The sequence below is a fragment of the Chroogloeocystis siderophila 5.2 s.c.1 genome (assembly GCF_001904655.1).
Lineage (GTDB): Bacteria > Cyanobacteriota > Cyanobacteriia > Cyanobacteriales > Chroococcidiopsidaceae > Chroogloeocystis > Chroogloeocystis siderophila.
The window spans coordinates 1-12,534 of the sequence record NZ_MRCC01000036.1; the positions used below are offsets into that span (position 1 = coordinate 1).

Sequence of the window (12,534 nt, forward strand, 5' to 3'; positions counted from 1 at the left end):
CTCCTCTGTCTCACCTACTTGTGCCATACAACCAGTGACTTTTGCAAGAAGTCTAATGTTTGGGATTAAGAAGAGTAGCATTTGTCTGACCCCCGACCTCTGACCTCTGACCCCTACTATACTTCCAGTTCACTTCCTAGCTGATGAAATAGCCTTGCTAGTACTGTGTTGGAAAACAAAAATCCTTCGGGATCGGTAAGTCGCAGTTGATCGGTTCTTACAAGTTCCACCCAACCTTGTTGAGAGTAGGGTTGTAAACACTGCCAAATTTTTGCTACCGTCTCCACACCGAATTGTTGCGCTAGCGTGGAAAGGTCTATACCTGCGCTTAAGCGTAGCCCTAGCATGAGTGTTTCTAACAAAACCTCATTCAAAGGTGTCTGCGGACAGTCAAGTACACCATCAGCAGCAATGTAATCTTTCACCCACTGATAATACTCTTGTGTCTTGCGTGGACGAGTGAATCGTTGTCCTTGGACGTAGCTAGTCGCACCCATACCAAAGCCGTAATATGGTTGATTGTGCCAATATACAAGGTTATGACGACACTGATGAGTGGGTTGAGCATAGTTAGAGATTTCGTAATGTTCATACCCAGCAGATGTTAAAACTTGTTGCGCTATGCGGTACATCTGCGCTGTCATATCATCAGTTGGTAAGGGCTGTTCGCCAACTTGGTAGTAACGATTAAACGCGGTACCAGGTTCGATCTGTAGGTCGTAAATTGAAATATGATTGGGGGCGATCGCGACAACTTGCTTTAAACTATCTTGCCACTGCGCTAAGGTTTGATAAGGTAAGCCAGAAATCAAATCAAGGCTAAATGAAGAGACATTGACAGTCTGGTGGATCATCTCGATTGCGGTATAGATATCTTCAACAGTGTGCGATCGCCCGCAAATCTTCAGTAATTCTGGTTGAAATGCTTGAACACCGAGACTAATGCGATTCACTCCTGCAAGACAATAACCTTGTAACTGTTCTAAGGTAAACGTCCCTGGGTCAATTTCGATCGAAATTTCTGCATCATTGGCGATCCCAAATTGCGATTTGAGCGTATTAATAATTTGTTGCAGTTGATTAATTGATAATAACGACGGAGTTCCACCACCAAAGAAGATCGTTTTGAGTGGTTCACCTGCTGCGGTGGTGTAAGCAATTTCTTGACACAACACTTCTACATAACGCGAAATTGTGCCAGAGTTTTCGCCATGCAGGCGATCGCCCACAACTGATACAGGAAAGTCACAGTAATAGCACCGCCTTCTACAAAAAGGAATATGTATATAGGCAGAGGTTGGCTGACTATAATTAATTACGTTCTTGCTTAAATCTAATTTAGCTAACACGCACTTTTCTACTAAAATTAAAATAATGGTGAATAAGTGTAAATTCTTTTTCTAAAAATTAAATATTTCTTGTAAATTCTTCTCAGATGATGATTGATTTAATATTTGTTTAGCTGTCTGAGGTTTTGGAAATATCAACATCTTCAAGCAGCGGATAGGCATAAAACTAAAGAGTTGAGGTAAATAATTAGAATTAAATATCAAAGCGGAATTATTGTATCTATATCAGTATGAGAAACAACTACAGTAGATAAGAATTTATAAAAGTCTTACTCCTCAAGCTGTGTTAGCCTACAGGATATTGTTGAAAGAAATCTAATGGAGGAAAATCGAAGTACAATAAACTTAGTTTTTTACTCATTATGTTATCTAAGTCACTTATTTCCGTAATGTCATATTAGGAGTAGTGATTTAATACAACAACTGTAAACCTGCGGTGAAGAACACTAAAGATATAATGAAAGTACTCACCCATTTGGTTGAGGAAACAAAAGTTCAGTTGTTGCATCCTGGAAAAACAGACTTGCAACTTAAATATCTTGGATTTGCACAATGCTTGACGCAATTATTATTATTTCATTCATTGTAGCAGGCGCAGGCATAGGTTATTACAGCATAGAACTGCTGCCTGAAAACGTGCAGCAGCAGGTGACTAACGTTGAAGCTTTGCGCTTGGTTTTTGCCGCTTTCGCCGCCTTGATTGGTGGTGCTGGGGGATTGAGTTTCCAAATTAGTTATCGTCGGATCGAGAAACAAGTCAGAGAAATGCCGATTGAGGTAATCTTGACGCGCGCGATCGGCTTAGTTTTGGGGTTACTCATTGCCAATTTAATGTTGGCACCATTATTTTTACTGCCAATTCCTGCGGATTTTAGCTTTATTAAGCCGTTGATCGCAGTGCTGGGCAGTATTATGTTTGCCTTTTCGGGAGTGAGTTTAGCAGATACTCACGGTCCTGCACTACTTAGACTGATTAACTTCCACAATGTTGAGTCGGTATTGCTAGCCGAAGGAACCCTCAAAGCAGCCGCAACAAAAGTTGTTGACACTAGCTGCATTATCGATGGGCGTCTGGAAACACTGCTAGAAACAGGCTTTCTGGAAGGACAAATTTTAGTTCCACAATTTGTTCTACAAGAACTGCAACAACTTGCAGACGGTGCTAAAGATTTAAAACGAATGCGAGGACGTCGAGGATTAGAAATTCTCAATCGTCTAAAAGAAACTTACTCTGATCGCATTTTGATTCATCCTGTGGAATATGACGATATTCCTACTGTAGATGCTAAATTAGTGCGCTTTGCCCAAGAAATTAGTGGTACGTTAATCACAAATGATTACAACTTATCTAAAGTTGCCAGCGTGCAAAAAGTACCAGTATTAAATATCAACGATTTGGTGCAAGCAGTACGCCCTACCTACCTACCTGGCGATAGCATTGATTTGAAAGTTCTCAAAGAAGGCAAAGAACCAAGTCAAGGTGTCGGTTATCTCGAAGATGGCACGATGGTAGTCGTAGAAGAAGGAATTGGTTACGTTGGTGGGGAAGTGAGAGTGATTGTGACAAGTGCTTTACAGACGACTGCAGGACGCATGATTTTCGCCAAACCACAAGCTTCTGCTTTGGCTTAGGGAGACAATTGAATCACCACTATGGCGTTGCGATCGCGAATCAAATATAACCGGTGCAATTAACCTGCACTGGTTTTGTTATTGTACAGAATTTAGGCATTTAGAGGCAAGGAGAGTGCGGGAGATTAGCTAGATACATCCGAACTACTGCCTTAACGCTGTAACGTGGGGCGACTTAAATGCTGGCGATCGCAAAGCGTCTATGTACAAAAATCGCCGCTAAATTGATACACAGACAGGTACTTCCTAGGCATAGTAAAATGTACGTGGGAGCCATGACCATCCCAACCATGAACCAAGTAAATACATGAAATATCATGACTAAAGCAAAAACACTAGCAATTCCAGCAGCTTGCCAAACCTGAGTAAAAGGACGGCACAAAACTGTGAAAATCACTGTCAACGAGGTAGCAGCCAAGTTAGCTGGAACTAGAAACGTACACATGGCAACACAGTAAACGCGTGAGAACTCAGCTAAAGCATTAAAGTCGAACATTGGGTTATTCCAGGTGAAGTTGCCGAGTCTTAAACAGCGCTTTGTTATATACTATAAACTTTAGCAAAACCTTGAAAGATTCACATCCCTAAATAGAAGCAACTATAACTACACAATATTGTTCGGCTTTGAACAGTAACTTGTTTCATATTAGGGTTCTTACTAAAATAGAAACTCAGCAGTCGCCATAAAAAATATGGTAATTGGAGGATACTATTGCCAATTACCATAGGGATTATGATTGTTTTTTGTAAGCATACAGAACCGACTTGCTTAACATTAATGTCTTAGTTCAGAGCCAGATTGAGGCATTTTTGCTCCCCAAAAGGTATTAGAAGATACTATTGCATAGCCCCAATTAAGTAGTCGAAGTATCCACCTGCTTCATTAGCATCTTCAGCAGACATCATTGTGCTAGTAACATTCTTCATCGCACGGACGCTTTCAACCACAGCTTCAATTGGAGTACCCAAAGACCGATACATCTGACGCACACCAATAACCCCAATTTCTTCAATCGGAGTAGCATCACCAGCGACAATAGCATAAGTGATCAAACGCAGATAATAATCCATATCACGTAAGCAAGTTGCAGTCATTTCTCGACCGTAGGCATTACCTCCAGGAGAAACAATATCAGGACGCCTTTGAAATAGTTGGCTTCCAGCTTGCTTAATAATGCGCTCTCGGTTGGCTGTTAACGTCTGGGCAAGGTGTAAGCGACGTTCACCACTCTTAGCTAAAATCTTAATCTGCTCTAACTCACCAGGACTAGGATAGCGAGTTTCAGCATCTGCATTTACAATCAACTTTTTGACAATACTCATTAAAGGATTCCTTTATGTAAAGAATGAAATCAAATCTAGTTAAATCACAACTCAACTGCTTTATTATGTTTTCGTTTACTTAAGCCTAAAAATTTAAAGGCTGTCATTACTAGTAGATTCTAGCTTCTAGTTAGAAACTCATTACTTTATTCAGCAATGTTACGTCTAGCTAATAATTCAACAAAAACATAATTATTTGGTTAAGAAATTAAACAAATAAGAATTCACTGTCTAACTAAGCAATGAATTCTTGTTACCTTTTAACCAAAGTAATTTGCAGAAGCTAGGAGATCATTGTGTAGCCTACCATCTGGCATTTTTGTTCCCCTCAAGTTAGTTCGCTTTAGATTTGCCCCTTTCAAACTAGCCCAATTGAGATTAGCATTGCTTAAATCTGAGCCACTTAAATCTGAGTTTCGTAAGTTGGTTCCGCTCAAATCTACTCCGCTGAGATTTGCTTTAATTAAACTTATTCCTTGCCAGTTTTCTTGCCTAAAATCTCTGTTACCGGCTGCATATCGTTTTAAAACTTCATTGGCATCCATACTGGCTGCCTCACTTATGATTAGCGCGATCGCTATTTATATATTTATTATACATCATAATTAGTAGACTTGCCAAAATAATGATTTTCTTAATCCAATTGATAATAATACTATTTATTTTTTAGCTATATTTACTTTTCATCGTTCTAGACATACATTTTCAAAATTTCCCCTAATAAAATGCTTTGTTGAGAAGGGTTTTAAAATCAAGAGTAAGGAAGCGCGAGTTACAAAAATGAGGCTTATAAACATATTTCAGAGTGTTAACTAATATTTAATAAACCTGAAAGATAGCAGCAAAGGTTACATAAAAGGCAAGATTGCTTATTTATCCCACGCTTACCAACGCTCAGAGTAGGGGACTTCTAACAAACTTGCCTATTATACTTGCGTTCAGGAACTTCCTTTATTTTACAAAGCCCATGTTTAGCAGTTCTTGGGGAGATGCTAGCACGTCAATTGCCACGAAGAAAATCTTGCCTTGAGGATTGAGCAAGAACCGCCATGCTAGATTTATGCTCACACTGTCACCAGCCCAGGGAGTCTGTACTTTACCTGTCACTTTAATCAGAGTGAACCCTCCTTCTGTAGGTTCAGAGATCCCTTGTTCCGGTATCAGTTTAAGTCCGTAGCATTCTTCATGCATATACGCCAGGATGGATTCTTGACCGACAATTGGTTCTTGGAAAGGGGGTTGTAAGGCACCGTCTTCAGCAAATAAAGCCACAGCCTTTTGGAAATCAAAGGCGTTCATATTCTCCATGTAACTCAGCACTGTTTCATTGTTGATGCCTTCAATGTTGATCTGAGTTCGGGGTGCAACTTGTTGAGGAGGAACTGCGGGTTCTTTGATTTTTTGAGTGTCAACTGATGAGGTATATCCCATATTGACAACAATATCTTGTAATACAGTAAGTTGCTGCCCTGGTTCAAGTTGACGAATAGCTTGAAGCACATTCGCTGCTTTCGCAGATAGTTGATAGCCTTCTGGGATAGGGGCAACAATTCCCTGTTTCATCCACTCGCTTAACTGATACCAGAAACCTAATTTGACATTCGTACCGAAAGACGAATAGGTACGACAGATAGGAGTATCAGTATGGTTAACTAAATCGCACATCACTTGCGTTTGCTCTTGCGCAGGCATCTGCTGGATTTGAGTCAGGGTTTTTTCTGCGAAGATCATATTAGCTGCCCCTACAGCAGCAGGAGTGATTGTAACTCCCATCTCGGTATAGACAAACCAAAGTAAAGCTAACTGATCTTCACCACTAAGTTGATTGAATGATTCAACCGTAGCTGGAATTACATTAGCAACTTGAGTATCAGGAAAAATGGAACGTGCAGACTCGATAGTAAACGTCATAATCGAAATTCTCCAAAACGAAATTATATTGATTTGTTAGCAAGGATTAATTTTGTAGCTGTGCAAAATCGAATTGGGATAAAATCCGTTGGGCGATCCCGAATATGCGATCGCCCAACGCCATGGCAGTCTTAATGTGTCAATTGCACTAAGTTGCCGTCTTGAACTTGACTGAGTAGGCTGTGCAGTTTCTCACCCTCGATAACTTCTGTCTCTAACAGTTGAGTAGCGATCGCCTCAAGTAAGTCGCGATTCAGCTTGAGCGTATCCAAAGCTTGACGATGAGCGGTCTCTACAATGTCTTTCACCTCGCGGTCAATTGCCTGCGACGTTTCTTCACTGACCATCCGACGGGGATTGGGCGCACCATCAGTCAAAAACATAGCTTGCTGTCCCTGTTGGTAAGCGAGCGGACCTAACACCTTACTCATACCATACGTTGTCACCATTCGCTCTGCTAAATCAGTCGCCCGTTGCAAATCGTTAGATGCACCAGTCGTGATACTGCCAAATACAATTTCTTCTGCGGATCTGCCACCAAGCAGAGTGGCAATCTGACCTCGGAGTTCAGCTTCGTCTAGAAGAAACCGATCTTCAGTTGGTAGTTGTAAGGTATAACCCAATGCTGCCATCCCGCGGGGTACAATCGAGATTTTCTCAACCCGACCATTTCCCTGCGTTAAAGCACCAACGAGTGCATGACCTACTTCGTGATAAGCAACAATCTTCTTTTCCTTGTCATTAAGAACGCGGCTTTTCTTTTCAAGACCAGCTACCACTCGCTCAATTGCCTCAGCAAAGTCTTTTTGTGCCACAGTTTGACGTTGACTGCGGGCAGCTAATAGTGCCGCTTCATTCACGAGATTTGCGAGATCTGCGCCAGCAAAACCAGGGGTACGAGTTGCGATCGCTCTTAAATTCACGTCCTCACCCAACTTGACTTTTTGGGCATGGATGTTGAGAATTGCCTCACGAGCCGATAAATCAGGGCGATCGACTAAAACTTGACGGTCAAAGCGACCAGGACGCAAGAGTGCAGGGTCTAATACTTCTGGGCGATTGGTTGCTGCTAGGACAATTACAGTAGCATCACCAGCAGCAAACCCATCCATTTCTGCTAACAGTTGGTTGAGCGTTTGTTCGCGCTCATCGTTACCGCCATAAAACCCACCACTGCTACGAGACTTGCCGATCGCATCTAATTCATCAATAAATACGATGCAGGGAGCCTGTTTCTTCGCTTGCTCAAACAGATCGCGCACTCGCGAGGAACCAACGCCGACAAAAAGTTCCACAAATTCACTACCAGAGATACTAAAGAACGGTACTCCTGCTTCTCCTGCGACCGCCTTTGCCAGCAGCGTTTTACCCGTCCCTGGTGGACCTACTAACAGCACACCCTTGGGAATCCGCGCCCCAATTTGGGTATAGCGTCCTGGAGTCTTGAGGAAATCTACAATCTCAACTAATTCAGTCTTGGCTTCCTCAACCCCAGCTACGTCAGTAAAGGTAGTCTTGTCAGATTCTCCTTCTACATAAACTTTGGCTTTGCTCTTACCAATCGAGAGTACACCTTGGGGACCACCCCCACCACGTCTGCTAAAAAACTGCCAAATTGCTACAAAAATTAGCGGGGGAATCACCCAACCCAACAGACTAGTAAACCAGCCATTTTTAGGTGGTGGCGCGGCTGCAAACTCAACGCCTTTCTCTTCTAACAACTTGGGCAAGCTCAAATCAAAAATGGGTGTCGTTGAAAACACGGTTCCAACCTGATCGTCGGCAGTTTTTAATTGAAACCGAATCTGGTTTTGACCAATTTGAGCGCGATCAACTTCTCCCTGCTGCACCTGATGAATAAATAAACTATAGGGAACCGCAGGAATTTGAGGACCAAAGAAACTAGGTAAGATAAAGTTTGCGAGCAAGAGTAATGCAGGTAACGCGAGTAAAATGTTACCAATCAGGCGAGAACGAGAGGTATTAGGTTTTTTAATCGGCATGAATATCACCAATATTTATCATTTAGGTAGCTTTATTTATAGGTATTAAAAATAGCTACATTGCTATCAATGCATATTTGAACTAACGCTGCGGTGTCCAAACAGTTTGCGTGCCTTGACCCCAAGCGCCATCAAATTTTGTGACTTTGACATTCCCTAAAACCTGAGTTTGGCAGGCTAGTCTGCGGTTCTGCGCTAGAGAATGGGGAGGCAGCGATCGCCGAGTGTTTTCGCGCCATTCAGGTTCCGAAACAGTTCCTTCTATCTGAACTGCACAAGTGCCACAAATGCCGAGTCCGTGGCAGTTGATTGCTGAAGTGGCTCCGTTATAAAGTTCTATGCCATTCTCAAGCAATACTTGACGTAAATTAGCCCCTTGAGGGCATTCAAAGGTTTTTCCTTGAGCAGTTATTTTAGGCATATAAGTCAATCTCTATTGGTAGGATTTAGATATTTATTTCGAGTGCAAATGTATCAGTGATTCGGCTTGACTTCGTTTGGGGTTAATTTTATGGCGATCGCTTTCCGAACGAGTATGACGCGAAAAACGAAGTATGAATCCCTTCGGCTTGATACCCCGATCTGGGTAGTCTTTTAAGTCAGTCCAAGAATGCATATATCCGAGACGTTCCATTTCTCTGGCAAATGCACGGTGAGATCCGCGCCCAGGATCGACGATAATGACATCCACTTGACTACTAGAGTGGCGATCAATAAATGAGGATATTAACTCTATATGTTGATGTTCGTATAAAACATCGCTGCCTATGATTAAGTCAAACTTTCCCAAGCTCAGGTTCGCAGTATTCCAATCTCCAGTTTTAAAGCATATTGGAGCTAAAGAGTTCAAAGTCGTATTTTCAAGTAAAAAAGACTGCGCCAGAGGATGGTAGTCGCTAGCCGTAATATCTCCGCCGAGTTGTTTAACTACGATGCTAGGTAGACCAATACCGCAACCAATTTCAAGAATACGTCTTCCTGCAAGTGGCTCCTGAAGCATTACCATAGCCAAAATCTTACTCATTGGCCATATTTGTCCAAACAGAGACCACATAGCTGAGGATATTCCGAGCCGTAGAGCTTCCCCATTTGGATCTGAAAACTGTTGGAGATCGAGTAAGCTTTGAGTTGTATACTCTATGTTGCCAATGCAAATCGTCTCGAATTTTACTTTGTAGTGATGTTGTGAGATGAGGCTAGCTCCAAGGATTAGTTAGATTTAACTGGGTTGATAATCTTCTATGCCATTCTGGAGCAACATAAGATTTAGATATCAGTTTCGAGTTATCAATTCGTTATGCGGCTTTAATCTGCGGTAAAGGGCAATATCTTGCAGATGTATCGGTCAATCTGGAAAAGTATTTACTCCTTCCTAGCGCGATCGACATCAGCAACAGCTTTAGATTATTACCCTAGATACGCCCTCAACGAGAAGTTCTAGCTTTGAGGTGTAAAACCTTGGCGATTCAGACAGATTCCCAACTCAGTTTCTGCTTGACTTAGTTTGGGGTTAGTATTGAGGTGAAAAGCTCTCTCAAGCTGATTATTGCCCATTTCGCCCCAGGCACGCTTGAGGTTTGGCTGGCTGAGTTGCTTGGGTAAGCAACTAATAAGAGCGTCAAAACGTTCACCACCTTTAACAGGCGTTGCGATCGCCGAAACGAAGGAATTAGGCATAGCTAATGCTGAACTGAAGGAAAGCCCTGGGAGCCAAATCAAGCTAGCTAGCAATCCTGTAAGAAGTGTGCGACGCAGTAAATTGAGAAATTGGTGAAAGGTAAACATTACATTCCTTTTTGCTGAGCGAGGTTACTTCTGATCAAGTGATGGCGGAAAACCCTTCTGTTGGATAGCCAATCGCTTTCCAGGCGGCTAAACCATCCAACAGTTCAGCAACGTTTTTATAACCTGCTGCACGCAGATTGAATGCGGCGGCGGCTGTTTGCTCATTCGTCTCACCGTAAACATAAATGTCACGGATGAGTTCAAGGTTAGCGATCGCACGGGCAACTAGTTCATTCATCGGAATTGAAACGGCTCCCATGATGTGTATAGCATTGAAAGCACTACTATCTCTAACATCAACGATAGTCAGGGCTGGTTCGCCCCAGTCAAGTCGCTCTTTAAGGCTGGCAACGCTGGAAGTATTCTTGATAGGGTCAGGAATGGGAATAAAGTTAAAGATTTTCATGCTTTGCCTTTGGCATATTACCGACTAGCGGTTGATTCAAGGTACGTGTCAAATAACTCATTAAATCTGGTTATCCTAACTTCTCTAAAAAAGTCAATTTGTGAGTGAAGCTAAACTTATAAAAGACCCCAGTAGTGAAGCAAACCTTGACCAGAAAATACCTCAATTAGGACGGCAGATACAAAGCCAATCATTGCCAAACGACCGTTCCAAAGTTCAGTTTGAGGTGTAAATCCCCAGCGCCAAGCATTACGATTCTTGTTCAAGGCGGTAATATTTGTGTTAGCTGACATGGTTAATACTCCAATTTTTGTGACTGTAGCGACTCATTCAATAATGCAAAACCACCACTCCGTGGTTTTATCGAGAAGTGGAATTTTGATCTAAATTCCATTCGTGCTTGAGAAGTTCTTGATAAATTGTTTCCCGAACCATCATGTATCTATACTGCGCGAGTAAAAACTCTTGAGCTTGTTCGCGAGACATTTGCTGCACTTGGTCGGAAAAGCTTCTCAGGCTAAATTCTTGTTCTAATGTTAATTCGATAGTCTGATCCATCTCTATCTCCATGTCCCCAATGGGGATTACAACTGTCAGTTTGATGTTGCAGTAAGTCTCTTTGCTGGATCTGACACCAACTGATTTGTCACTATTAACATCTTGAGCAGAGTATTTACCATCAGTACAGCGGTGACATCTTGGGAAGCACAATGACGCTGCTTTTCAGGTCTATATACTCAGATAAAAAATTGGTTCTTGATTGCTTAGGCATTGAACGCACCTCTATCACCGATGGCGTACAAAGCTAGCTTTCCTGCTTTTTACCTCACCCTCTAAATGTAACATATTATTTACAAGCTTGAAGGTGTTTAGTGAAATATGTTATATTTTTCTGAATTTTTAATCGCGTAAAAAGTCACAACTGCCAGTCTTATGAGGACATAGACTGGTGATAGTCAAGAGTGGAGCAGCGTTGATGGTAAAAGCTTACAGTTACGACTTGCGGCAGAAGGTGATGCAAGCGATCAAGCAAGCTGTGGTTGCAACGCCAAGCCTTAACTGGGGATGTTCAGGTGAAGCCGAGAGTGGGGTCGAGTTTGAAGCGCAAGAGCAAAGATTGAGATGAGTTTCGAGCGTTTGTGAAAGAGCATGAGGATAAGACCCAGGCAGAGATGGCGCAGTTATGGGACGGTAAGATCAGTAGCCGCACGATTTCACGAGCACTGCAAAGGTTGGGAGTGACTCGAAAAAAAAGACCTATGCGTATGGTAAACGAGACGAAGCCAAACGCGAGCTATTCCGGCAATAGTTGAAAACAGCGATCGCGATCACTGGTATCAGCCTGGGCTGAAACGGCTACATTACTTGGAAAATTTTGATGTGGAGTATTGCGATCGCTTCTTTACAGAAGTGGTTTGTGCTTCTATCTGAAAAGATGTGACAGCTGTTGCGTCGAATCTGTTCATTATCGTTAAATTCGTTGTAAAAGCACGCAATCGCTTTTGTAAAATCGCTGGAAGCCGTTCGCGCTGAGTGACAAGTTTTACACCCGCCACTTGGCAAGCAATCCAGTAACCAAACTAGGCGCTCGGCTGACCAATCGTGCGTTGCATCACCCACAGCGTAAACCATCCCAATGCGACAGTTCCAAATGCCTGCCATACAGTCGTAAAGATGAGCGGTGCGTAACTAAATCCTAAAGTGCGTGCTACCAACTCAAAACGAGCTTCAACGGTAAGTGGAGCAAAGCTAATTAACCAAGTACTCAAAACCAAGAAGAAGTAGCCAAATGCAAATAAAACTGCTCCAATCAGCAGCGTAAATACAAAGCGAACGGGTGTAACCCGATTGACGAATAGAATAACGCTCTGAGCAACGACTTGTTGAGATAAGCTAACCGCTAGAACAACGACGAACGCAACTGTCGAGCCATACGGCAGGATGTTAATTTGCTCAAAGGCTTCAAATTTGAGCGCTAGCACCCATCCCAATAATTCCCAAAATCGATTGAGGGCAGTTTCATTCATAGCAGATGCAGTGAAAAAGCTGTTGGCAATGCATGAGTCACTAAGAGCGTGTTTCTAAATAAAAGATTAAGTGAGAGGAGATAGTAGAGCAGTCAGGA

15 protein-coding genes are annotated in these 12,534 nt (G+C 42.4%); 2 read left to right on the top strand and 13 right to left on the bottom strand.

The window, feature by feature from the left end; all coding sequences use genetic code 11:
- Positions 1 to 116: 116 nt before the first annotated feature.
- Complete coding sequence (hemW, locus tag NIES1031_RS22840) at positions 117 to 1,349, bottom strand: radical SAM family heme chaperone HemW (RefSeq protein WP_178378227.1); 1,233 nt, start codon at positions 1,347 to 1,349, stop codon at positions 117 to 119.
- Positions 1,350 to 1,901: 552 nt separating this feature from the next.
- On the opposite strand from hemW, the gene NIES1031_RS22845 reads away from it, so the two are divergent.
- Positions 1,902 to 2,981: a PIN/TRAM domain-containing protein gene (locus NIES1031_RS22845; RefSeq protein ID WP_073551728.1), complete on the top strand. Its 1,080-nt coding sequence runs from the start codon at positions 1,902 to 1,904 to the stop codon at positions 2,979 to 2,981.
- Positions 2,982 to 3,156: 175 nt separating this feature from the next.
- Here NIES1031_RS22845 and NIES1031_RS22850 read toward each other — a convergent pair whose 3' ends face one another.
- From NIES1031_RS22850 to NIES1031_RS22900, 11 genes are all read right to left on the bottom strand, one after another.
- The gene (locus NIES1031_RS22850) at positions 3,157 to 3,477 is read right to left on the bottom strand and encodes a hypothetical protein (RefSeq protein WP_073551729.1); all 321 of its coding nucleotides are present in this window, start codon (positions 3,475 to 3,477) and stop codon (positions 3,157 to 3,159) included.
- A 341-nt stretch (positions 3,478 to 3,818) separates the two neighbouring features.
- Positions 3,819 to 4,304, bottom strand: coding sequence for an allophycocyanin subunit alpha (locus NIES1031_RS22855; RefSeq protein ID WP_073551730.1), 486 nt, complete (start codon positions 4,302 to 4,304; stop codon positions 3,819 to 3,821).
- 260 nt (positions 4,305 to 4,564) lie between these two features.
- Entirely contained in the window at positions 4,565 to 4,849 is a 285-nt protein-coding gene (locus tag NIES1031_RS22860) for a pentapeptide repeat-containing protein (RefSeq protein WP_073551731.1), read from the bottom strand.
- A 406-nt stretch (positions 4,850 to 5,255) separates the two neighbouring features.
- Positions 5,256 to 6,215, bottom strand: coding sequence for an orange carotenoid-binding protein (locus NIES1031_RS22865; RefSeq protein WP_073551732.1), 960 nt, complete (start codon positions 6,213 to 6,215; stop codon positions 5,256 to 5,258).
- 131 nt (positions 6,216 to 6,346) lie between these two features.
- Positions 6,347 to 8,218, bottom strand: coding sequence for an ATP-dependent zinc metalloprotease FtsH (ftsH4, locus tag NIES1031_RS22870; protein WP_073551733.1), 1,872 nt, complete (start codon positions 8,216 to 8,218; stop codon positions 6,347 to 6,349).
- An 82-nt stretch (positions 8,219 to 8,300) separates the two neighbouring features.
- Complete coding sequence (locus NIES1031_RS22875) at positions 8,301 to 8,639, bottom strand: 2Fe-2S iron-sulfur cluster-binding protein (protein WP_073551734.1); 339 nt, start codon at positions 8,637 to 8,639, stop codon at positions 8,301 to 8,303.
- 33 nt (positions 8,640 to 8,672) lie between these two features.
- Positions 8,673 to 9,272, bottom strand: coding sequence for a class I SAM-dependent methyltransferase (locus tag NIES1031_RS22880; RefSeq protein WP_269086041.1), 600 nt, complete (start codon positions 9,270 to 9,272; stop codon positions 8,673 to 8,675).
- Between the two features lie 383 nt (positions 9,273 to 9,655).
- Positions 9,656 to 10,003 carry a hypothetical protein gene (locus tag NIES1031_RS22885; protein ID WP_073551736.1) on the bottom strand — a complete coding sequence of 116 codons (348 nt, stop codon included), beginning with the start codon at positions 10,001 to 10,003 and terminating at the stop codon, positions 9,656 to 9,658.
- Positions 10,004 to 10,037: 34 nt separating this feature from the next.
- A complete protein-coding gene (locus NIES1031_RS22890) occupies positions 10,038 to 10,409 on the bottom strand; it encodes a rhodanese-like domain-containing protein (protein ID WP_073551737.1) in 372 nt (123 codons plus the stop codon).
- 116 nt (positions 10,410 to 10,525) lie between these two features.
- Entirely contained in the window at positions 10,526 to 10,702 is a 177-nt protein-coding gene (locus tag NIES1031_RS22895; RefSeq protein ID WP_073551738.1) for a chlorophyll a/b-binding protein, read from the bottom strand.
- 67 nt (positions 10,703 to 10,769) lie between these two features.
- Entirely contained in the window at positions 10,770 to 10,967 is a 198-nt protein-coding gene (locus tag NIES1031_RS22900) for an NblA/ycf18 family protein (protein WP_073551739.1), read from the bottom strand.
- A 391-nt stretch (positions 10,968 to 11,358) separates the two neighbouring features.
- Between NIES1031_RS22900 and NIES1031_RS24615 the strand changes: the two genes are divergently transcribed.
- The gene (locus NIES1031_RS24615; RefSeq protein WP_178378228.1) at positions 11,359 to 11,535 is read left to right on the top strand and encodes a hypothetical protein; all 177 of its coding nucleotides are present in this window, start codon (positions 11,359 to 11,361) and stop codon (positions 11,533 to 11,535) included.
- A 454-nt stretch (positions 11,536 to 11,989) separates the two neighbouring features.
- On the opposite strand, the gene NIES1031_RS22910 is transcribed toward NIES1031_RS24615, so the two are convergent.
- Entirely contained in the window at positions 11,990 to 12,436 is a 447-nt protein-coding gene (locus NIES1031_RS22910; protein WP_073551740.1) for a hypothetical protein, read from the bottom strand.
- Positions 12,437 to 12,534: the final 98 nt, after the last annotated feature.

Excerpts from the sequence above, each read along its gene's own strand:
- NIES1031_RS22850 (WP_073551729.1), bottom strand. The coding sequence starts at position 3,477 with ATGTTCGACTTTAATGCTTTAGCTGAGTTCTCACGCGTTTACTGTGTT.
- NIES1031_RS22880 (WP_269086041.1), bottom strand. The coding sequence starts at position 9,272 with ATGTGGTCTCTGTTTGGACAAATATGGCCAATGAGTAAGATTTTGGCT.
- NIES1031_RS22865 (WP_073551732.1), bottom strand. The coding sequence starts at position 6,215 with ATGACGTTTACTATCGAGTCTGCACGTTCCATTTTTCCTGATACTCAA.
- ftsH4 (WP_073551733.1), bottom strand. The coding sequence starts at position 8,218 with ATGCCGATTAAAAAACCTAATACCTCTCGTTCTCGCCTGATTGGTAAC.
- NIES1031_RS22910 (WP_073551740.1), bottom strand. The coding sequence starts at position 12,436 with ATGAATGAAACTGCCCTCAATCGATTTTGGGAATTATTGGGATGGGTG.
- NIES1031_RS22890 (WP_073551737.1), bottom strand. The coding sequence starts at position 10,409 with ATGAAAATCTTTAACTTTATTCCCATTCCTGACCCTATCAAGAATACT.
- NIES1031_RS22845 (WP_073551728.1), top strand. The coding sequence starts at position 1,902 with ATGCTTGACGCAATTATTATTATTTCATTCATTGTAGCAGGCGCAGGC.
- NIES1031_RS22855 (WP_073551730.1), bottom strand. The coding sequence starts at position 4,304 with ATGAGTATTGTCAAAAAGTTGATTGTAAATGCAGATGCTGAAACTCGC.
- NIES1031_RS22900 (WP_073551739.1), bottom strand. The coding sequence starts at position 10,967 with ATGGATCAGACTATCGAATTAACATTAGAACAAGAATTTAGCCTGAGA.
- NIES1031_RS22885 (WP_073551736.1), bottom strand. The coding sequence starts at position 10,003 with ATGTTTACCTTTCACCAATTTCTCAATTTACTGCGTCGCACACTTCTT.
- NIES1031_RS22860 (WP_073551731.1), bottom strand. The coding sequence starts at position 4,849 with ATGGATGCCAATGAAGTTTTAAAACGATATGCAGCCGGTAACAGAGAT.
- NIES1031_RS22895 (WP_073551738.1), bottom strand. The coding sequence starts at position 10,702 with ATGTCAGCTAACACAAATATTACCGCCTTGAACAAGAATCGTAATGCT.
- NIES1031_RS22875 (WP_073551734.1), bottom strand. The coding sequence starts at position 8,639 with ATGCCTAAAATAACTGCTCAAGGAAAAACCTTTGAATGCCCTCAAGGG.